Genomic DNA, 20202 nt, shown 5'->3' with positions numbered 1-20202 from the left:
TGCCCCAATATTTGCCAAGTATTGCGAGACCCTTGATTAATCCCGACAAGCCCAGGCCCGTTAGCAGCATCACCGACGCCTATTCGTTGGAAGTCAGCGCGAAGGACATCGCTGCGCTGACCGCGGCGGCGCCCCGAATGGTGCCCGCGGCAACAATTTCCATTCCGTACCTGCCACGCGAGGACGACGACGCGCGACTGGCCGCAGCGCGGGCGGTCCGCAGACTCGGCTTTGAGCCCATGCCGCACTTTTCTGCGCGCCGTGTTTCCTCGCTCGCCGAGCTTCAATCGTTCGTCAAGCGCGCGGTCGCTGAAGCCGGCGTCGAGCGCTGCTTCGTGATCGCTGGAGATCCGTCCACCCCGATGGGGCCATTTCCCGACAGTTCCTCGCTAATCGAAACTGGAGTTTTCGAGCATTCGGGCATCAAGGTGATCGGCGTGGGTGGTCATCCAGACGGTCATCCGGTCATGAGCGCGGCCGATCGGTGGGATGTGCTCGAACGCAAGTGCCACAGCATCAAAAGGCGCGGCATGACGCCTTTGATCGTCACGCAGTTCGCATTTGACGCTGACATCGTGTTGACATGGTTGAAAGCGCTGCGCGAGCGTGGCATTGAACATCCAGTGCGCGTGGGCGTGCCGGGTCCGGCGGGTGTCACAGTGCTCGCGCGCTATGCCGCATTGTGCGGCGTCAGCGCTTGCGCATCGATGTGGTCCAAGTACGGCGTTTCAATCGGCAAGCTGTTCGGTACGGCGGGGCCGGATCTTTTTGTTGATCGTCTGGCCACGGGCCTGACAGAAGCGCATGGAAAGGTGAGCTTGCATTTCTTTCCATTCGGAGGCATCGCACAGTCTGTAAGGTGGATAGAGCAGTACCGCGCTCGCGCGGAGCCCCTACGCTTTTGATTTGCACCCTTAGGGGCAGATTCAGTGCAACTCACCAAGCTGCGCGAAGCTCGGCACCGGTTTTGAGGTGCGATCTTCGTATTGTCTGCAATCCAGGTGTGTATGTTGAGGGGTCACTCTGGCTACCCCGTCAATGCCGGATCTGACCAAATCCGCCCTCGGCCCATCTTGTTGCGCTTTCCGTCGTCAAACGAAAGTCCGGTTGCACATTGACGCTTGCGAGAACGTCCCCGAACGAATCAAGGGCCGTCAGTGTGCCGAATGGCTCGAATTCGTCTGGCGTGATCGCCAGCCTGACATTCACGAGCTGCGAGGCGATCTCGATGGAGACTTGCTTGTTGAGCCGTGCGTGCAATTGCTGCTCGTGCCGGCGGATGACCTCGGATGCCGTCTTCACTAATGTCTGGTGTGCGGTAGCGTCGAGCGGCTTCGGATCGACCTTGTTTCTGCCCATTGTCCACGGGCCAACGAGGGCAGGTTCCGCGCTGCCGTCGCGGAACATCTCGACCGCCCACCCCTCGCCGTCCTCGTTCTTCACCACCTTCGCCGTCCAGCCTTTGTCTCGCCAAAGCCGGGGCTCATGGATTTGAGAGGTGTCGTCTTCCAAAAGGGCGGTGTCGTCTTGGGACATGGAAATGGTCGTCAAGGAATTGGGGGAGGCGGTCCGTCGCTGCGGGCCGGGGGGCTGCTGAATCGAGATACTGTACAAATATACAGTGTATGGTGCATCTGCCGCAAGGGGGGAGAACTCGTGGAGCAACGGCCTCGGGAGGGGTGCAGTACATCAGTGCGCTTTCTTCGTACTCAATCCGAATTCCGTAGCGTCGGTGAAGGGGTTGACCCGTTGAATCCGCAACCCCTCCTTGCCATTTGGCCGTCCCTAGCCGAACCGCCGAACCGCAGCCCGCTTCAGCCAACTGCGGTTGGGCGCTGGGCGGCGCCTCCCAACCCCTCTGTCAACGGGCCATGCGCGTTGGGCTCCATTGTCTAGCCCTGGCCGGCCCCATCGCCAGGCCGGCGGCTGTGCCCCAGCAGCCGGGCCGGCAGCGCAAGCAACAGAACGACCGCTCCCACTGCCAGCAGTGCAGCGAGCAGGTCGAACGCGAGGTAAAGGTCTCCAGTGCGGGTCTTGATCGCGCCCACTGCAATCGGGCTCAGCAGGGCCGCCACGCCCCCAAGGCTGCTGACAAAGGCGATGCCGGCAGGCGCCTGCGTGCCGCCGAGATATGCCGGCGGGATCGTCCAGAACACCGGCAGCGCCGCCAGGCATGCCGCGGCGCCGATTGTCATGCATAGCACCGAAGGCACCAGTTCATCGCGCACGATACCCATCAGCAGGAAGCTGGCCGCTGCCACCAGGAGGCAGCCCGCGACGTGCCAGCGCCGTTCCAGGTGGCGATCCGAGCTGCGCGCCAGCAGGTACATCGTCACCAGTCCGAATACATAGGGCAGTGTGGAGATCCAGCCGATGCGTGTCACCTGGGCCTCACCAAAGCCCTGGATCAGCGTGGGCATCCAGTACGCGATGGTATTGGTGCTGGCATAGATCGAAAGAAAGGTAAGGCCGATGACGTAGATGCGTGGATCCTTGAGCAGGGCCTTGATCCCGCCGTGTTGTTGTGCGTGGACCTCTTTGCCAAGATCGCTGGCAAGCAGTGACTTCTCTGTCGGACTGAGCCACGCCGCCTGTGCCGGACTGTCGTCGAGGAAACGATAGGCGACGAGGGCGAGCAGCACCGCAGGGATGCCTTCCACCACAAACAGCGCCTGCCAGTCTCGCAGCCCCATCCATCCGTCCAGGTGCAGCATGATCGCCGCGGCCAGCGGGCCGCTGATCATTCCGGCGAAGGTGCCAGACATCAGGAACAGCGAGGTGATCCGTCCACGGCGCTGGGTCGGGAACCAGTAGGTCAGGTAGAGGATGACGCCCGGAAAGAAGCCTGCCTCGGCCACGCCGAGCAGGAAGCGCGCGACGTAGAGCGCTTCCGGCGAGCTGACCTGGCTGGTGGCGATCGTCACGAGGCCCCACAGCAGCATGATGCGTGTGATGGTCAGGCGCGCGCCGATTTTCTGCATATACAGGTTGCTTGGCACCTCGAACAGGATGTACCCGGCGAAAAAGGCCGCCGCACCGATGCCATAGGCGGCATCCGAGAGTCCGAGGTCGCTGGCCATGCGCAGTTTGGCGAACGAGATATTGATGCGGTCGATCGTGTTCAGCACGTAGGCAACGAACAGGAACGGCAGCAGCCGCCACATGATCTTGCGATAGATGGCGGCGAGCGTGTCGGCGTCCTGAGGGAGCGATGCTGTATTGCCTGCAGTGGGGGCGATTGGATGCACGGCGTACTCCTGGGCTTTGCGGGAAGAGGCCGGCAGATCCGGCCCCGGGGTCAGGCCGCGGTTTCCCGCATGGCGCGGTCGAGCATCGGCACCGCGAGTTCGCAGGCCTCGATGCCTTGCAGGCTGACGATCTTCAGCACCGCCAGGATCTGCGCGCGCGTGGCGCCGAGCCGCAGCGCGGCTTCGATATGCCGCTGGGTGCCGTGGCCGTACATGTGGGTGATCGCGGCATCGCCGGCAATGCAGAGAAACTCGATCCACAGCGGCGGCAGGATGTTGTCCTTCCACAAGCCGAAGCCCATTGCGAGGAATTTCTCAAGGTACTGGGGATCCCAGCGATAGAGCGTTTCCCAAAGAGGATTGAACATGCCGTTGGCACGCACCGCGTCGCACACCGGCGTGGCGCCGGGCGTCACGGGGTCATCGGGAATGCCAGCGCGCGCCAGTTCTTCGGCCAGCGCCGGCACGCCAACCGCGCAGGCGTGGATGCCGACCACGCTGGCCAGCTTGAACACTTCCAGGATCTCGGCGCGGGTGGCGCCCAGGCGGATAGCCTCGCGCACGTGGCGGGACACACCCGGCCTGTACAGGTGGGTGGCGGTGACATCGAGATTCAGGCGGATTAGCGCGACCAGCTTGGGGTCAAGCACATCGTCAGCTTGCGCATCGCGCGCCAGTGCGACCCACCCAGCGATCCAGCCGGGATCCCAGTCAGTCAGCGGATCGAGCTCGCTGCCGAGCACACCGGTATCGCGCAGCGCCTTGTAGTGTGGAAAAAGATTGAGTTGCATGGTTTTCGAAGTCTGAAGGCGGGCTCAGATCACCGAGCCGCCATTTGGGCTGATGACCTGGCCTACGAGGTAGTGCTCGTCACTGGCGAGGTGCAGCACGGTTGCGGCGTACTCCTCCACGGTGCCGAAGCGGCCTGCTGGGCAGCCTTGCCAGAGCCGGTTGCGGCCGTCCTCGCCGATCCTTTCCAGAAATTCGTTGAAGGCCGGCGTCGCGACGCCGCCAGGTGCCATCGCGTTGACGTGGATGTTCGCCCCGGCCACTTCCAGCGCCACGGAGCGCGTGAAGGCCACCACGGCGCCCTTGGTGGCGCTGTAGTGCGGGCTGTGCGCGCTCTTTGACGAGATCCCGGCGATCGAGGCGATATTGACGATGCGACCATAGCGTTGCGGCTGCATCAGCCGGAGCGCTTCTCGGGTGCAATAGAAGGTGCCATGCACGTTTACGCCCCAATATCGCAGCCATTCTTCGTCGGTGATCTCGCTGGTGAAGCCGAGCGACGCGCGTGGCAGCGGCGTTTGCAGGTACGTATAAAGCTGGTTGCGGCGCTCGGTGTCCACCGGGCGGTTGGGGGTCAGCGCGGCATTGTTGACGAGTATATGTACTGTGCCGAAGGTCTCGCGCGCCTGCGCAAACATGTCGGCCACTTGCTGGCTCGACGACACGTCGCAAGCGACGGAAAGGCAGCGGCGGCCCTCGGCGAGGACCGCCTCGCGCGCGGCGGCCAGCGACGCCGGGTTGATGTCGCAAATCACCAGGTCGGCGCCTGCGCGTGCCAGTGCCACGGCGATGCCCTGGCCCAGGCCCGGACCAACGCCCGTCACCAAGGCGATCTTGTTGTTCAGCTTCATGATTGGTCTCTGCCGGAAACTGTATTCGGAGGTAAGCATCACGCGCAGCGCGGAGCGCCGCGCGTGACGTGGCGGCATGGCTGTGCTCAGACGCTGCCCGGCACCGTGAAGCCGCGCTGGCCTGGTTTGCGGTTCGGCGCCATGCCCAGCTGGCGGATGGTTTCGTCGGCGCTGTCGTACCACTCGTCGATCTTGTAGATGCGGCGCGCTTCCTTACCGTTGGCTACCTCGCGGCCCAACTCGCGCGCCAGACGCACGGTCTGCTCGATTTGCTGCACCGAGGTCATGCGTTCGCCTTTGCGGCCCCACAGGTTGTCCTCGATGCCCACGCGCACATGCAGCCCCAGCGCGATCGCCATGGCGTTCATCGGCAGCACCGCGCGCATGGCGCTTTCGATCGTCAGCACCGCGCCGTCCGGCGTGCGGCGCGCGAACTCGATCATGTCAGCAGGGTGCAGGCCGGCCGCGCCGCCGCCGATGGCGACATAGTTCAGGATCAGCGGGCCGCGATACAGGCCCTTGCGGATCAGGCGCTCAACGGTCTCCAATTGGGCCACGTGACCGAGCATGAAGTGCGGCTGGATTCCGGCCCGGCTCAGGCGCTCCAGGTGCTCGATGAAGAACGACGGCTTGGAGTCGACCACCATCTCGCTGTACGCCTTGAAGTATTCAGGCTTCTCGAGGATGGTGCCTTTGACGTCGTCGGCGGTCAGCATCTCGCAGATATTCATCTGGCTGGTGTTGATCGCAATGGTCACCTGGTCCGGCTTGGGATCCAGTTCGGCCAGCATATGGCGACTGTCATAGTCCAGCCATTCGGCGGCCTTGCCTTCGCCCTCCGGCGCAAACGAGATCGAGCCGCCGACCTGCAGCACCATGTCCGGAACGGCGGCACGCAGACGGGCCAGCATCTCGTTGAACATCGACAGGCGCTTGGAGCCCTTGCCGTCTGCCTCGCGCACATGCACATGAAGCACCGTGGCGCCGGCGTTATAGCAATCGACGGCCTTCTGGATCTGAGCATCCATGCTCACCGGAATGTCGTCCGAATCGGATGGCAGAAACTGGGGGCCGTAGGGCGCGACCTGGATCACCAGCTTTTCCTGGTTCTCGGGAAGCAGGCTGTCGTCGAGAAAATGCATGAATAGTCTCCTGAAGGTGAAGCCCTTTGCAGTGGGGGCGGTGCAGGTATTCTGGACAGCTGTCCGATCCTGCGTTTATCCTTCTGTCACTATTTTTTATCTGACGATCACATCTGGTGAAAACCCGAACCTTGAAGCCCGAGAGCCGCTCCGTGCCAGTCGGCACGCTTGCGCGGGTGGTCGAAGTTCTTCAGGCGCAGGGCGACGATCCCTGGCCAATCCTGGCGCGTCATGGGATCGGGCACGCGTCGCTGCATGAACCCATGGCACCCCTGGCGCTACAGGTATGCGGCCGCATCCTGGCTGATGCGGCGGACGCGACCGGCCGGCCCCATCTCGAAGTGCTGGTCGGCGCGCGCGCCAATATGGAGAACGCCGGCCCGCTGCGCCTGCTGCTGTTGTCCTCTCGGAGCGTGCGCGATGCCGCGGAGGGCCTGCTGCGCTATGGTCGGATCTGGTACCGGGGCATCAACACGGCGCTGACCGTGCGCGACGGCTACGCCGTCTTCTCAATTGAGATCGACGGCGTCTTTGCTGGCCGTGAGGCGCTGCTGACGGCCTACCTGGCAGCCAACCTCCAGTTATTCCGCCTGGTGCTCGGCAAGCTCTGGATGCCGGCGGCTGTGTCCTTGTCGCGGCCGCCGCCGTTGGAGCTTGGCCCGTATGCGGCGCACTTCGGTTCCGATGTCCGCTTCGGCCAGCCGCGTGACGAATTCGTGTTTCCGGCCGCCACGCTCGAGCAACGATGCGGCGTCGGGGGTGTGGCAGGCGAGGCGGTGGAGTCCTCCGTGGTGCGCTACCTGGGCGAACTGGAGTCGCATGTCGCGCCGGATTTCCTTGGGCAGGTTCGGCATGCAATCCGCGACCTGATGCTGCTGGGCGAATGCACCGCACCGCGGCTGGCCGCGCTGTTCGCGGTTCACCGCTTTACGTTGCATCGCCACCTGCAGGATCACGGCACCTCGTTTGCCCAACTGCTGGACGAGGAGCGCGATACGCTGGCGCGACGGCTGCTGGCCAATACGGACATGCAGCTTGGCGATGTCGCGCGGGCATTGGGGTTCAAGACACAGGCCGGCTTTAACAAGGCCTTCATGCGCTGGCAGGGCGTCGCGCCCGGCACCTTGCGCGCCGGCCAGCGGCGCCGGCCCCGGCTCACCTTGCAGCGTGATTGATCTGGGCCAGTAGCCCTTGCCTGTCGCTTCACGACCCAATCGCACCAACTCAACGTTCTTTCAACGTTCTCAACGCAACCGTCCACTTCACCCCGCACGCAACACCAGAATGCTCCCGAGCGACCGGAGACGCACGACCTCTTCAAGCGCCAGGCCGCCGGCTTGAATGATTGCCTTCCATTCGGTCAACGTGCGTTCGCGCCCCCGGCTGCCGACGAACATCTGCATGTCGAACGATGCGCTGGAGATGTCGGCGCCTTTTTCCGGAACAACGATCTCCAGGATTGCCACGCGGGCGCCGCTTTTGCCGATGGCTTCGCGGAGCCGTCGTAACGCCTGCACGCAGGTAGGGTCGTCAAAGCCATGCAGGACGGCCGAGTACAGGTAGACATCCTTCGGACCAGCGGCAGGCAGGCTTTCAAACAGGTTCGCAGCCTGAAATTGCAGGCGTTCGAGGCCATCCGCATGGTGCTCTGCCCAGTAGCGTTGAGCTTCCTCGATGACCTGGGGCCGATCCACGATCAGTGCCGTCAACCTGGGATGGCGTCGCAGGATCGCCAGCGACTTGGTGCCCCGTGATCCGCCAACGTCGATGATGCGGTCGAACCGGGCCCAATCCAGATCCGTGGCAAAGCCGTCGCCAGCCAGTGCCTCGACGCTGTTCATGGCTTCCGAGAAAAGCTGGTCGAAATCGGCGTGATGGTCCAGGTAATCAAACAGGTCCTCGCCGTGGCTGAGTAGAAACGGTGGCGTGCCACTGCGGATGCCGGCCTCCAGTTGCTCGAACCATGGGCGGCTCATGGTTTCCGAGTTGTGCATCAGGATCATGGCCCGGACGCTTTGGGGATCGTCACTCGCCAGGCACCGGGAGAGCTTGTTGTTGCGGAAGACCATGGGGGCCGTTTCCTCGAAGATGCCCATGGCTGCAAGCAATCGCATCAGGCGTCCGAGCGCATCTTCATTGGCGCCGACGCGGCTGGCCAGCGCAGATGCCGTCAGGGTTGCCGTTCCCAGGACAGTCGCCAGGTCCAGCTTCGCCGCCACGTAGAGCGCTTTCGATTGCCAGTAGGCCGAGCCGATCTGCACCAGCCGGAAAGGTGCTGGCGTCATCCTCTCAGTGATCGATTGAAGCCAGGCGCCGAACCTCATGGCCTTGGCGAATCGGCGCACGGCACCTGCGTTCATCTGGAACGTCATGCTCATTCTCCTTGGCGAATTTGGGCAATGCGGCGGGTCGTGACGTGGTGATAGTCGTCGGCGAGGACGCCATCCAGTGCGGCCTTGATCAAGCGGATGCGGACGGATTCTGTAGCGTTCTGATCTTTCACGACCGGCTCGGGCGATTCTGACAAAGGTAGGTTATCAGCCGCAAGGGTGCGAGCAGAAGCGCTTTCGTCAATCATTTCCGGGGAGAAGATCGATATCGCGGTGGGCACGGACCTCGGGGTCGGACGTGACCTCCACGTTGATCGGGGCTTCCAGATGCGCGATGTCGAGCAGGCGGGCGGTCACGTCGGTGGCTACCCGTTGGACAGGGCTTGCGATGTGCCCGATTGCAAAGGTCGAAGAGGTAGCGGATGCTTGCGTCTGCGCCTGAAAAGGTGGAACAGGAAACAAGGGGTAAACAATGTCAGAAATCACGATTCGCGATGCCACGCCGGACGACATGGAAGCGGTTTGCGCGATCTATAACGATGCGGTGGCGAACACCACGGCGATCTGGAACGAAGTGCTGGTCGACGTGGACAATCGCAAGGACTGGCTGGCCGCGCGCCGCAAGGCGGGCTTTCCGGTGCTGGTCGCGCAGGACGAGGCGGGGGCCGTGGTGGGCTATGCGTCGTTCGGCGACTGGCGTGCTTTCGACGGCTATCGCCATACGGTGGAGCATTCGGTCTATATCCGGAACGACCAGCGGGGCCGGGGCATTGCCGGGCTGATGATGCAGGCGCTTATCGAGCGCGCGCGCGACCTGAACAAGCACATCATGGTGGGCGCCATCGAGGCTGGAAATGCCAGTTCGATCCGCCTGCACGAGAAGCTTGGCTTCGAGCAGGTCGGCCTGATGAAGGAGGTCGGCATGAAGTTCGGCAAGTGGCTCGACCTGGTATTCATGCAGCTCAATATCGATCATCGCAGCACCCCGGACGTCGCCCAGCGGTAATCCCGCAGGCTCGGATCGAACACAACCGTGAAACGGGGATCCGCTCAATTCTCGCCGGTGCTGACGATCGCCATCGCGCAGTTGTTTGGCACGTCACTCTGGTTCAGCGCCAACAGTGCCGCCGACGACCTCGTCCGGACGTGGGGGCTGACGGCAGCCAATATCGGCACGCTGACGGCGGCGGTCCAGGCCGGGTTCATTCTCGGCACCATGGCTTTCGCCTTGCTGGGGCTCGCCGACAGGTTCTCCGCGAGCCGGATCTTCGGTCTGGCGGCCCTGCTCGGGGCAGGGTTCAACGCGTGGTTCGCCTGCCTGTCCGGTGATTTCTCTGCCGCCATCGCGCTTCGGTTCGCGGTAGGGGTGTGCCTGGCGGGCATCTATCCGATCGGCATGAAGCTGATCATCAGTTGGGCGCCGGACAGGGCGGGCGCGGCGCTGGCGTTGCTGGTGGGAATGCTGACGCTGGGGACCGCGCTGCCACACGGCTTGCGTATCGCGGCTGCCCAGTGGCCCTGGCAGTACGTCATGGCGGGCTCGTCGGTGCTGGCGTGCGCGGCGGCGGTGCTGGTGCTCTGCCTGGGCAATGGGCCGCATCTGCCGGTGCGCCGGCATGGTGCGCCAAGCCCCGGCAATCCGCTGCGCGCCTTTCGCGATCGCCGGTTCAGAGCGGTGGCGGTGGGCTACTTCGGGCATATGTGGGAGCTCTACGCGTTCTGGACGGTATTGCCGATGCTTGTCGCCCGCTCGTCGCTGCCGTCCGTTTTCGGTGGACTCAGTATTTCCACGCTGGCATTCGCGATCATCGGCATCGGCGCCCTTGGCTGTATTGCGGGTGGCCTGCTGACCCGCTGGGTGGATAGCGCCGGTGTGGCGCTGGGCGCTCTGGCGATCTCCGGCGCGTGCTGCCTGCTCTTGCCATTCGCCGCCGATGCGCTCTCGCCGGGTTGGCTGCTGTTCTTCTTCCTGGTCTGGGGGGCGACCGTCATCGCGGACTCGCCACAGTTCTCGGCCCTGGCGGCCAGGGCCTGCCCGCCAACCTTGGTTGGGGGCGCGCTTGCCATTCAGAACTCGATCGGTTTCGCGCTGACCGTGGTGTCCATTGCGCTGGCGTCCACTTACCTCGGCGAACTGGGGTTGAAGACGTCCTGGATTCTGCTGCCGGGCCCGATACTGGGCATTCTGGGCTTCCTGTTACTTCGTCGCCGCCCGGCGTGAGTGGCAACCCACCCATGCGGCGGGATCAAGGGCGGACACCTGAGCGCGGTGCGACCACGTTTTCTTACCTACACTTATTTCGAGCAGCCGCCGTGTGCTGTCACGGGCACTCCAAGGAGCCGTGCTGCTAGCCGTTCCGGTCGCAGGACCAGAGCGAATCACCATCGCAGTCTTGCCACGTGGATACGACGATGCTGGCCGCTTCAGGTCATCAGGGCTCCGAGGGCAACGACCGAACCTTGCTGTACTTTGGTTGGCTGACCCTGTTCATCTATCTGGCGACGCCGGCTGGCGCGCTCGTCGATATCCAGACGTCGTATGTCCTCAAGAACGAGTTGCACGCGACGGCAACGCAGATCTCCACATTTCGGCTGGTGACGGGCATTCCCGTCTACGTGGCGTTCGTCTTTGGACTGGCGCGGGACCAATGGAACCCGCTCGGGTTACGGGATCGCGGCTACTTCCTGATATTCGCGCCGATGACCGCGCTGGCCTGCGTCTGGATGGCGTATTCGGGGTTCTCGTACACCGGGCTGTTGGCCGGGACACTGATGGCCATGCTGGCATTCCGGTTCGTCGCGGCCGCCTATCAGGGGCTGATCGCCCTGGTCGGCCAGGAAAAGCTCATGTCCGGCCGCCTGAGCGCGCTGTGGAACGTGATCGGGTCTGTTCCGGTCGTGGCGGGCGCCTTTGCTTCCGGCTATGTTTCCGACCATCTGGCGGCGGCGGAAGCGTTCTTCCTGGTGGCGATCGTCAATCTGCTGATCGTCGCGCTGGCGCTCTGGAAACCCCCGTCGGTCTTCGGCCAGATCTATGACAGGCCCCTGGCCCGCGCCACCGATTTCGTCGGGAACGTCAGGCGGCTGGTCAGACACAAGGCCGTCTATCCGGCAGTGCTGATCTGCTTTCTGTGGAACTTCGCCCCGGGCTCCGCCACGCCGCTGCAGTTCTACCTGACCAACGAATTGCACGCGTCGGACTCCGTCTACTCGTACTACAACGGCATCTTCGCTGCCGCATTTGTGCCGACGTTCCTGCTTTATGGCTATCTGTGCAAGCGGGTGGCGCTGAACAGGCTGCTGTGGTGGGGCACGATCATCGCCGTGCCGCAGATGGTCCCGCTGGCGTTCATCCATTCCGCCGACCTTGCGCTGGTGCTGGCCGCGCCAATCGGGCTGATGGGCGGCATCGCCACGGCAGCCTATCTCGACCTCGCGATGCGGTCGTGCCCGCCGGGCCTGCAAGGCACCCTGATGATGCTGGTGGATGGGGTGCTCGCGCTCTCGGGGCGCGCTGGCGATCTGCTGGGCTCCTGGATCTACAATAGCGTGCCCTCGCACGGATTCACCTATTGCGTGATTGCCACCACCGCCGTGTATGGGCTGATCCTGGCCGTGATCCCGCTGGCGCCGAAGGCGCTGATTGCCACCCGGGATGGCGAGCCAGCCTTGACGGCGCAAGCCGAGGCCTTGAACGAGAGTCGGGAGAGTCTATGAACATTACCGTTGAAACCACTGTTTCAGCGCCTGTCGGAAAGGTGTGGCACGCCTATACGACGCCGGAAGACATCAAGCAATGGAATGCCGCGTCCGACGACTGGCACACCACAGCCGCCACGGTTGACTTGCGGGAGGGGGGTGCCTTCTCTTCGCGGATGGAGGCCAAGGACGGCAGTATGGGTTTCGATTTCGCCGGTACCTACACGAAGGTCGTGGAAAACAAGCTGATCGAATACGCGTTCGGGGACCGGACCGCCAAGGTCGAGTTCCTCGAGGCACCGCAGGGGGTCACGGTGCGGGTGAGCTTCGTCGCCGAGACGGAGTACCCGGTCGAGCAGCAGCAACAAGGCTGGCAGGCCATCCTGAACAACTTCAAGCGCCACGTGGAATCGCATTGAGATGCGTCTGCAACGCCGTTGGCGTTGCTCCACGGACCTGGCACCTGCATTGACGCCCGCTTTTGCGGGCGTTTTTCCTGGCCTCGGAAGTTCTATGCTTGAGGTACGGGATGGACTGGGCGTATTGCCCGGCCAGACTCGGGCCACGACGACCAGCACGTCTGCAGTCACGGCCCAGGAAGCAGGGCGGTGACGATATGAACCGGTTCTACGCAATGGTTGCGGTGTGCGGCCTCATGGCCGCCTGCGTATCGACTGGTATCGATGTCAAGCCCGAGCAGATGCAGAGTTTCATCCTGGGCTTCTCCACCCTCGACGACGTGACCGGGCAACTCGGCAATCCAACCTCGCAGGCGACGACCAGCGACGGGGCGATCGTGCTGGTCTACGCGTATGCGACCTCGAAGCCGCATCCGGAGAGCTTTCTTCCCTTTATCGGTCCGCTGTTCGCCGGCGGCGACATCCTGTCGTCGACGGTGCTGTTCGAGTTCGATCAGAACGGCGTACTCCGGAGCGAGCGCAGGACGACTTCCAGCGGCGCCACGGGCCTGACCGTCCTGCCGCATTGAGTCAGGCGTGAACCGGGCGATTCGGTTGCCCGCTCGCCCGGCATGTGCGTCATGCGAAGCAGGACTACACTGAAGCGCATTCGGTGGGTTGATGCCTTGGGAGAGGGGATGGAATCGTTCGTTTATCAGGCCACGCCGTCGCGGGTGGTCTTCGGCGCGGGCCGGTTGGCAGCGTTGCCCGAGGAGGTGCTGCGGCTAGGCGCGCGGCGGGCTCTGGTACTGACCACGCCCGGGCATCGGGCGCTCGGCGAGCGGGTGGCCGCGTTGCTCGGGGAGTGCTCCGCAGGCGTCTACAGCGAGGCGGTGATGCATGTGCCGGTGGAGGTGGCTCACGCCGCACGCGATGAGGCCGCGCGGCTGGGTGCTGACTGCTACGTGGCGGTTGGCGGCGGGTCCACCATCGGGCTTGGCAAGGCCATCGCCCTCGTTTCGGGGCAACCCATCATCGCGGTACCGACCACCTACGCGGGATCGGAGGTAACACCGATTTACGGCCTGACCGAAGGACGCCTGAAACAGACCGGCCGCGACCCGCGCGTGCTGCCGCGCACGGTCCTCTACGATCCCGAACTGACGCTGACGTTGCCGGTGGAGATCTCCGCTGCCTCCGGCATGAATGCGATGGCGCACGCGGTGGAGGCGATATACGCCGAGGACGCCAACCCGATCATCAGCCTGATGGCCGAGGCGTCGATCCGCGCGCTGGCCGGGGCCTTGCCCACCGTGGTGCGGCGGCCGGACGACATCGACGCCCGTGGCGACGCGCTGTACGGCGCGTGGCTGGCGGGTGCCTGCCTTGGCTCGGTTGGCATGGCGATCCATCACAAGCTTTGCCATACGCTGGGCGGGACTTTCAACCTGCCCCATGCGCAGACCCATGCCATCTTGCTACCGCATACCGCGCACTACAACCACGCCGCCGCGCCGCTTGCGCTGGCACGCGTGGCGCGGGCGCTGGGTGGCGAACGCGCGCAGGATGCCGGCCCGTTGCTGTTCCGGCTGAACCAGTCGCTGGGTCTCGCCACGGCGTTGTCGGCCATCGGTATGCCCGAGGATGGGTTGGACGAGGCGGCCACGCTGACCTGCGCCAATCCCTACTACAACCCGAGGCCGGTCGAGCGCGGGCCGATCCGGGCGTTGCTGGAACGCGCCTGGCGCGGCGAGAGCCCGGCCTGAAGGCGATCGGCGCACGGCAACCAACACAAAGGAGAGACACCATGGAGGCAACGCCCCACGCAGCTGCCGAAGCCGCGCTGACCGAGCAGGTCGTCGCGCGCTTCGCCGATACGCCCGATCCTCGCCTGCGCGCGCTGATGCAAGGGCTGGTGCGTCACCTTCACGCCTATGTGCGCGAGTGCGAGCCGACGGAAGCGGAGTGGTTTGCCGCCATCCAGTTCCTGACCGATACCGGCAAGATGTGCGACGGCCTGGTCCGCCAGGAATTCATCCTGTTGTCGGACACGCTGGGTGTGTCGATGCTGGTCGATGCGATCAACCACCGGCAGTCCACGGGCGCTACCGAGACCACCGTATTTGGCCCGTTCTACATCGCCGGGATGCCCGACCGTTCGGCAGGCGAGAACATGGCTCTCACGCCGGGTATGCCTGCACTGGTCCATGGTCGCGTGTTCTCCGCTGATGGCACGCCGCTGCGTGGCGCGGTGCTCGACATCTGGCAGACCGCGGAGAACGGCATGTATTCGGGCCAGGACACTGCGCAGCCTACGGGCAACCTGCGCGGCCGTTATCGCACCGACGACGAGGGCTACTACGCCATCCGCACCATCGTGCCGGTGAGCTATCCGATTCCGACCGACGGGCCGGTCGGCCACATGCTCACGTCTACCAGACGGCATCCGTGGCGGCCGGCGCACCTGCATTTCATGATCGACGCGCCGGGCCATCGCCGGCTGGTCACGCACCTGTTCAATCAGGGCGATCCGTATCTGGACTCGGACGCCGTGTTCGGCGTCAAGCCATCACTGCAGGTGGCTTACGAGGAGCGGCCTGCCGACCATCCGCTGGCGCGGCGCTTCGGCTTTGATGGGCCGTTTCGCGAAGCACGCTACGACTTCGTGCTCGATCCGGCCCCCAAGGCAGAGGACTGATGGAAGAGGACTGAGGGCCGAGGCTGGCGTCCTTACTCCAGCTTCACGCCCGCGTCACGCACCACCTTGTTCCATCGCGCCAGTTCGGCGTCGATGTGCGCGCCCAAGGCGGCCGGCGTGGACCCCACCGGCTCGTAGCCATTGGCGGCGAGTTGCGAACGGAGTTCCGGCTGGGTCAGCACGGCGGCAATCTCGCTGCTGAGTTTGTCGACGACGGCGCGCGGGGTGCCGGCCGGGGCCAGGATGGCATACCAGCCATTGATGTCGAAGCCGGGCACGCCAGCCTCGGCCAGCGTCGGCACATCGGGCGCCATCGCGGCACGTTTGGCGCTGGTCACGGCCAGCGCGGTCATGCGGCCGGCGCGGATCTGCGGCATCGAGGTCGAGATGCTGTCGAACGTAAGCTGAATATCGCCGGCAAGCATGGCGTTGACCACCTGGGCGCTACCCTTGTACGGCACGTGGGTCATCTTGACGCCCGCCATCGAATCGAACAGTTCGCCCGCCAGATGCCCGGTGTTGCCGTTGCCGGCGGAGCCGAAGGTAATGGTGCCGGGCGCGGCCTTGGCGGCGGCGATCAGATCGGGCACGTTGCGCGCCTTGAGCGACGGGCTGCCGGCCAGGATCAACGGCAGGTTGGCCACCAGCGAGACCGGCGCGAAGTCCTTGCGCGTGTCGTACGGCAGCTTGGGATACAGGCTCGGATTGATCGCGTGCGCGGCCAGCACCATGATCAGCGTGTAGCCGTCGGGTTTGCTGCGGGCCAGCGCCTGCGTGGCGATCGTGCCGCCCGCGCCGGGGCGATAGTCAAGGACGATTGGCTGGCCCAGCCGTTCCTGCAACTTTGCGCCGAGCGGGCGCGCAAGCAGGTCGGCGCTGCCGCCGGGCGGGTAGGGAATGAGCAACTGAATCGGGCGGGATGGCCACGCATCCGCTGCGTGAGCGCCAAGCGGCAGGGCGGCGATGGCGGTGGTGGCCAGCAGCACGCGTAGCGCGATGCTGGCGGTCAGGCTCATCTTTCCGGTTGTCATCCTGGTCATGCTTGTCCCCTTTTTTTTTCTGGTGGTGATCCTGCCCGATCCGTCGACGCTTTCAGCGCCCTGGCCTTAGCACGCGGCAGTCGGTCGCCAGCGTGAGTGGTGCGGCCGATAGCGCCTGCACCGCTTCGAACGACACGCCCTCGACCAGGCCGGTCACCAGCAATGGCTTGCCGGGCCGAACGTCGATCACGGCCAGGTCGGTATAGATGCGGTCAACGACGCCGATGCCCGTCAACGGATAGCTGCAGCGTTCGACGATCTTCGGTTGTCCGTCGCGCGTCACGTGTTCCATCATCACGAACAGCCTGGCCGCGCCCACCACCAGGTCCATCGCGCCGCCGACCGCGGGAATCGCATCGGGCTCGCCGGTCGACCAGTTGGCCAGATCGCCGTTGGCCGCGACCTGGAATCCTCCCAGCACCGTGATATCGATATGCCCGCCGCGCATCATGGTGAACGACACCGCGTGGTCCGATATCGACGCACCGGCGATCAGGCTGATCGGCTCCTTGCTGGCGTTGATCAGGTCCGGGTCGGTCTCGCCTTCGCGGATGACCGGACCCATGCCGAGAATGCCGTTCTCGCTGTGCAGCACGATCTCGCGGTCGTCGGGCAACTGGTCGGAAACGAGCGTGGGCATCCCGATGCCGAGATTGACGACGCTGCCATCGGGAATGTCATGGGCGACGATGCGCGCCATCTGGGCGCGGCTCAGTCGCGGCAGCGTGCCGAGGCGGGGCAGGGTGTCATGCATGGCTGTCTCCCGATGTTGCCAGGACCACTGTCTGGACGAAGATTCCCGGCGTCATCACGTGTTGCGGCGTCATCTCGCCCAGCGGGACGATCTCGTCGACCTGCACGATGGTGTGCCGCGCGGCGGTGCACATCACCGGCCCGAAATTGCGACCCGCGTAGCGGTAGGTCAGATTGCCCCAACGATCGGCACGGTGTGCCTTGACCAGCGCGAAGTCGCCGTGCAGCGGTTGTTCCAGCACGTAGCCGGTGCCATCGATGACACGGCTTTCCTTGCCTTCGGCCAGCGCGGTGCCATACGCCGTGGGCGTGAAGAACGGCCCAAGCCCGGCGCCTGCGGCGCGCATCCGCTCCACCAGCGTGCCCTGCGGCACGCACTCGAGCGCGACCTTGCCGGCGCGATACGCGTCAATGAACGCCTCGGCATTGTTCGAACGCGGGTGCGAGCAGATGACCTTGCGCACGCGGCCCGCGCGGATCAGCGCGGCAATGCCAGCATCGCCGTTGCCGGCGTTGTTGTTGACGATGGTGAGGTCGCGCGCGCCGTGCGCCAGCAAGGCATCGAGCAGTTCGTCGGGAATGCCCGAACCGCCGAAGCCGCTGACCAGCACCGTGGCGCCGTCGCCAATGCCCGCCACTGCGGCGGCGAGCGAGGGCGCGATCTTGTCGATCATGAGAACTCCTTTGCCGATAAAACTGCGATACGGTGATGCGGCTACTGCTGCGGAATGCCCGTGTCCTTGACGACCCGCGCCCAGCGCTGGCGCTCCTGTTCGATGAACTGGCCGAAGTGCTCGGGCGTGTCGCCGCCCGCCTGTCCGCCCAGTTCGGCCAGCCGCGACTTGATCTGCGGCTCGGCCAGCGCTGTTGCCGCGGCCTTGTACAGTTGCGCGATCACCGCCGGCGGTGTGCCGGCGCGTGCCACCAGGCCGAACCACGCCGTCACCTGGAAATCGTCGAAGCCGGCTTCCTTCATCGTCGGCACGTCAGGTAGCTCGGCCACCCGCGTCCCGCTGGTCACGGCCAGCGCGCGCAGCTTGCCAGCCTGGATCTGCGGCAGCGAACTGGGCAGGTTGTCGACCATCATCGTCACCTGGCCCGCAACCAGATCGGCCACGGCTGGCGCTGCGCCTTTGTAGGGCACGTGGATGATGTCGATGCCGGCGCGCTTCTTGAATAGCTCGCCCGACAGGTGCACCGACTGGCCCGAGCCCGACGACCCGAACGACAGCTTGCCCGGCTCGGACTTCGCCAGCGCCACCAGTTCCGCCACGTTGCGCGCGGGCACCTTGGCATTGACCACCAGCACGTTTGGCACGGAGACCACCATCGTGATCGGCGCGAAATCCTGGGGTTTGTAGGGCAACTGGCGATACAGCGCGTAGTTGATCGCGTTCGGCCCGATGTTGCCCATCATCAGCGTGTAGCCGTCGGCCGGCGCCAGGAGCAGCGCTTGCGAGCCGATGATGCCGGCGCCGCCGGCACGGTTGTCCACCACCACCGGCTGGCCCAGGATCTCGCTCATGCGTTTGCCTACCAGGCGGGCCGCGATATCGGTGGTGCCGCCTGCGGCGGCCGGCACGATCAACCGGATTGGACGCTCTGGCCAGGCGGCCTGCGCGGTACCGGCCATGCCAAATGACAATGCGGATGCCGCAACCCATGCGGCGGCCAGACGCGCCCCGCCCATCTTGATGGTCATGCCTGTCTCCTTGTCCGGCGCTCGCGCACATGGCTGGGCTGACGGTGCCGTTCTGTTTCTTGTCGTTCTGTGTTGATACGCGGAAGCGCGGATCGCGACCTAAGATAGGCCGCTGACCGGAGCAATGGAATTCACGATTCACAAATCGGGCCTTCGGGATCGCGGAAGGGGCGCAGTCCCGTGTGTCTCCGGGGGGCGTCTGCTGATGTACTGCGTGGTACATTGACGCGCTGCGGTACGGCGTTCCATGCCGGGGCCGCGCCAACCAAGAGCCCAGCGAATGCCGAAAGCCAAAACCACCGCCGCGGACCGCTCATCCAGCGAGCAAGCCGTTCAACTGCTGGATGCCGCCACAGAACACGTGCTGGCTCACGGTCTGGGAGACCTGTCGCTGCGCAATGTCGCGGATGCGCTGGGCACCAGCCATCGAATGCTGATCTACTACTTTGGCTCTGCCGATGGCTTCTGGCAGGCGCTGCTGTTTCGCGTGCGACATACCGAGCAGCAGGCGCGCATGCGCGCGTTCTCGGGCGGCATGGATACCGGCGCGGCGATGGAAGCCGCATGGGACCGCTATTCCGCGCCGGGCTATCTGCCAGTGATGCAGTTGCTGTTCGAGATCTACGGCAGGGCGATCCGCGATCGCGATCGCTTCAGCGGTTTCCTGGAGGACGTCGTCGGTAGCTGGACTTCGATGCTGGCCGAGCGTCTGCAGCAAAGCATGAACATTAGCGAGGAAGAAGCCCGACTCTACGCGCGGGTAGAAGTCGCCACGATGCGAGGGCTGCTACTGGACCTGATCACGACCGGGGACCGCAAAGGCACCACCGCCGCGCTCAAGTACTTCGCGAGCAAGATGGCGACGCCTGGCAAGGGGCGGAAGGGCGCATAGCGGGCGCCCATCGGAGATTCCTGCGGCAACTGTCTGTCAAATCGCGATGTCCCCATTGTCGCCAATGCTTACGGCATGACACCGTCTGGCACATCCCCCGTGACACTTTCATCCGAATCGCCCAGCTTTAGCACCAGGCCATCGCTTGCGTTTGAAATCGGTCCCAACACCGCCGTGACCTCCGCATATCCCTGCGCCAGGTTGGCCTGAATGGCCGTCTTGGAGAAGTCGTAGTCACGCGACGATGGCTCGTCGGATCGGCGAGTGAAGACGGGATCGCGGAAGCTCGTGATATCGCCGGCTGCCCAGACGTTCGGCACATTCGTCTGCAGCAACTCGTCTACGGCAACGTCGCCTTTCTCGAGCGCGATCCCGCTACCCTTGAGGAAGCGCGTTGCCGGGTCCACTCCCGCGCACACGACAACAACATCACACGGCGGCCTCCTGCCTGAGCGTGTTTCGACTTCCGCCGCCTTGCGTTGCCCATGCAGGGCCACTACCACGCACCAACCCGATCCAATGCCCACGTTTTCACGTAAACCCCAATTTCCGGCATGAGTGTACCACATGGTACATTCATCGTCATCGCAACCGATCGTGGCGGCGAGAGAACTCATCGGGAAGCAACATGGATCTGCGAAAACTAATGGGAAGGATGGC

At 64.5% G+C, this 20202-nt stretch carries 22 protein-coding genes; 10 read left to right on the top strand and 12 right to left on the bottom strand.

The window, feature by feature from the left end:
- The first annotated feature begins 32 nt into the window (after positions 1–32).
- The gene (locus RN01_RS15500; RefSeq protein WP_017514100.1) at positions 33–905 is read left to right on the top strand and encodes a methylenetetrahydrofolate reductase; all 873 of its coding nucleotides are present in this window, start codon (positions 33–35) and stop codon (positions 903–905) included.
- 130 nt (positions 906–1035) lie between these two features.
- On the opposite strand, the gene RN01_RS15495 is transcribed toward RN01_RS15500, so the two are convergent.
- From RN01_RS15495 to RN01_RS15475, 5 genes are all read right to left on the bottom strand, one after another.
- Positions 1036–1536 carry a hypothetical protein gene (locus RN01_RS15495; protein WP_017514099.1) on the bottom strand — a complete coding sequence of 167 codons (501 nt, stop codon included), beginning with the start codon at positions 1534–1536 and terminating at the stop codon, positions 1036–1038.
- A 356-nt stretch (positions 1537–1892) separates the two neighbouring features.
- Positions 1893–3248, bottom strand: coding sequence for an MFS transporter (locus RN01_RS15490; RefSeq protein ID WP_024570980.1), 1356 nt, complete (start codon positions 3246–3248; stop codon positions 1893–1895).
- A gap of 50 nt (positions 3249–3298) precedes the next feature.
- Positions 3299–4039: a carboxymuconolactone decarboxylase family protein gene (locus RN01_RS15485; protein WP_017514098.1), complete on the bottom strand. Its 741-nt coding sequence runs from the start codon at positions 4037–4039 to the stop codon at positions 3299–3301.
- Between the two features lie 24 nt (positions 4040–4063).
- Positions 4064–4888, bottom strand: coding sequence for an SDR family NAD(P)-dependent oxidoreductase (locus tag RN01_RS15480; protein ID WP_017514097.1), 825 nt, complete (start codon positions 4886–4888; stop codon positions 4064–4066).
- Between the two features lie 86 nt (positions 4889–4974).
- On the bottom strand, positions 4975–6030 hold the full coding sequence (locus RN01_RS15475) for a 3-keto-5-aminohexanoate cleavage protein (protein WP_024570981.1): 1056 nt from the start codon (positions 6028–6030) through the stop codon (positions 4975–4977).
- 116 nt (positions 6031–6146) lie between these two features.
- Between RN01_RS15475 and RN01_RS15470 the strand changes: the two genes are divergently transcribed.
- Positions 6147–7205, top strand: coding sequence for an AraC family transcriptional regulator (locus RN01_RS15470; RefSeq protein ID WP_024570982.1), 1059 nt, complete (start codon positions 6147–6149; stop codon positions 7203–7205).
- Between the two features lie 87 nt (positions 7206–7292).
- Here the strand turns inward: RN01_RS15470 and RN01_RS15465 are convergent, their stop codons facing one another.
- Both RN01_RS15465 and RN01_RS34900 read right to left on the bottom strand, forming a co-directional pair.
- A complete protein-coding gene (locus RN01_RS15465) occupies positions 7293–8402 on the bottom strand; it encodes a methyltransferase (protein ID WP_024570983.1) in 1110 nt (369 codons plus the stop codon).
- Positions 8403–8404: 2 nt separating this feature from the next.
- A complete protein-coding gene (locus RN01_RS34900) occupies positions 8405–8533 on the bottom strand; it encodes a hypothetical protein (RefSeq protein ID WP_255354623.1) in 129 nt (42 codons plus the stop codon).
- Between the two features lie 299 nt (positions 8534–8832).
- Here RN01_RS34900 and RN01_RS15460 point away from each other — a divergent pair, with 299 nt between their 5' ends.
- The 7 genes from RN01_RS15460 (at position 8833) to RN01_RS15430 (ending at position 15155) form a co-directional block, all read left to right on the top strand.
- Positions 8833–9366 carry a GNAT family N-acetyltransferase gene (locus RN01_RS15460; RefSeq protein WP_008652002.1) on the top strand — a complete coding sequence of 178 codons (534 nt, stop codon included), beginning with the start codon at positions 8833–8835 and terminating at the stop codon, positions 9364–9366.
- Positions 9367–9393: 27 nt separating this feature from the next.
- Positions 9394–10581, top strand: a complete 1188-nt coding sequence (locus RN01_RS15455; protein ID WP_029700562.1) for an MFS transporter — start codon at positions 9394–9396, stop codon at positions 10579–10581.
- Positions 10582–10772: 191 nt separating this feature from the next.
- Positions 10773–12077, top strand: a complete 1305-nt coding sequence (locus tag RN01_RS15450) for an MFS transporter (protein ID WP_008652000.1) — start codon at positions 10773–10775, stop codon at positions 12075–12077.
- A complete protein-coding gene (locus RN01_RS15445; protein ID WP_017515048.1) occupies positions 12074–12478 on the top strand; it encodes an SRPBCC family protein in 405 nt (134 codons plus the stop codon). The genes RN01_RS15450 and RN01_RS15445 overlap by 4 nt, the downstream gene beginning before the upstream one ends.
- 197 nt (positions 12479–12675) lie before the next feature.
- Positions 12676–13047 carry a hypothetical protein gene (locus RN01_RS15440; RefSeq protein ID WP_008651998.1) on the top strand — a complete coding sequence of 124 codons (372 nt, stop codon included), beginning with the start codon at positions 12676–12678 and terminating at the stop codon, positions 13045–13047.
- A 108-nt stretch (positions 13048–13155) separates the two neighbouring features.
- Positions 13156–14223, top strand: coding sequence for a maleylacetate reductase (locus tag RN01_RS15435; protein WP_024570986.1), 1068 nt, complete (start codon positions 13156–13158; stop codon positions 14221–14223).
- Between the two features lie 41 nt (positions 14224–14264).
- Positions 14265–15155, top strand: a complete 891-nt coding sequence (locus RN01_RS15430) for an intradiol ring-cleavage dioxygenase (RefSeq protein ID WP_024570987.1) — start codon at positions 14265–14267, stop codon at positions 15153–15155.
- Positions 15156–15187: 32 nt separating this feature from the next.
- On the opposite strand, the gene RN01_RS15425 is transcribed toward RN01_RS15430, so the two are convergent.
- The 4 genes from RN01_RS15425 to RN01_RS15410 all read right to left on the bottom strand — a co-directional run bounded on the left by RN01_RS15425 (position 15188) and on the right by RN01_RS15410 (position 18650).
- Positions 15188–16186, bottom strand: coding sequence for a tripartite tricarboxylate transporter substrate binding protein (locus RN01_RS15425; RefSeq protein ID WP_024570988.1), 999 nt, complete (start codon positions 16184–16186; stop codon positions 15188–15190).
- A 61-nt stretch (positions 16187–16247) separates the two neighbouring features.
- On the bottom strand, positions 16248–16949 hold the full coding sequence (locus tag RN01_RS15420) for a 3-oxoacid CoA-transferase subunit B (RefSeq protein ID WP_017515538.1): 702 nt from the start codon (positions 16947–16949) through the stop codon (positions 16248–16250).
- Entirely contained in the window at positions 16942–17622 is a 681-nt protein-coding gene (locus RN01_RS15415) for a 3-oxoacid CoA-transferase subunit A (protein ID WP_024570989.1), read from the bottom strand. The genes RN01_RS15420 and RN01_RS15415 overlap by 8 nt, the downstream gene beginning before the upstream one ends.
- A 41-nt stretch (positions 17623–17663) precedes the next feature.
- On the bottom strand, positions 17664–18650 hold the full coding sequence (locus RN01_RS15410) for a tripartite tricarboxylate transporter substrate binding protein (RefSeq protein ID WP_011519470.1): 987 nt from the start codon (positions 18648–18650) through the stop codon (positions 17664–17666).
- 280 nt (positions 18651–18930) lie between these two features.
- Here RN01_RS15410 and RN01_RS15405 point away from each other — a divergent pair, with 280 nt between their 5' ends.
- Positions 18931–19542: a TetR/AcrR family transcriptional regulator gene (locus tag RN01_RS15405; protein WP_017512283.1), complete on the top strand. Its 612-nt coding sequence runs from the start codon at positions 18931–18933 to the stop codon at positions 19540–19542.
- A 68-nt stretch (positions 19543–19610) separates the two neighbouring features.
- On the opposite strand, the gene RN01_RS15400 is transcribed toward RN01_RS15405, so the two are convergent.
- The gene (locus RN01_RS15400) at positions 19611–20111 is read right to left on the bottom strand and encodes an FAD-dependent oxidoreductase (protein ID WP_223277466.1); all 501 of its coding nucleotides are present in this window, start codon (positions 20109–20111) and stop codon (positions 19611–19613) included.
- Positions 20112–20202 lie beyond the last annotated feature (91 nt).

The sequence above is a fragment of the Cupriavidus sp. SHE genome, assembly GCF_000812445.1.
Classification (GTDB): Bacteria; Pseudomonadota; Gammaproteobacteria; order Burkholderiales; family Burkholderiaceae; genus Cupriavidus; species Cupriavidus metallidurans.
This window is presented reverse-complemented; position numbering and strand designations above follow the sequence as displayed.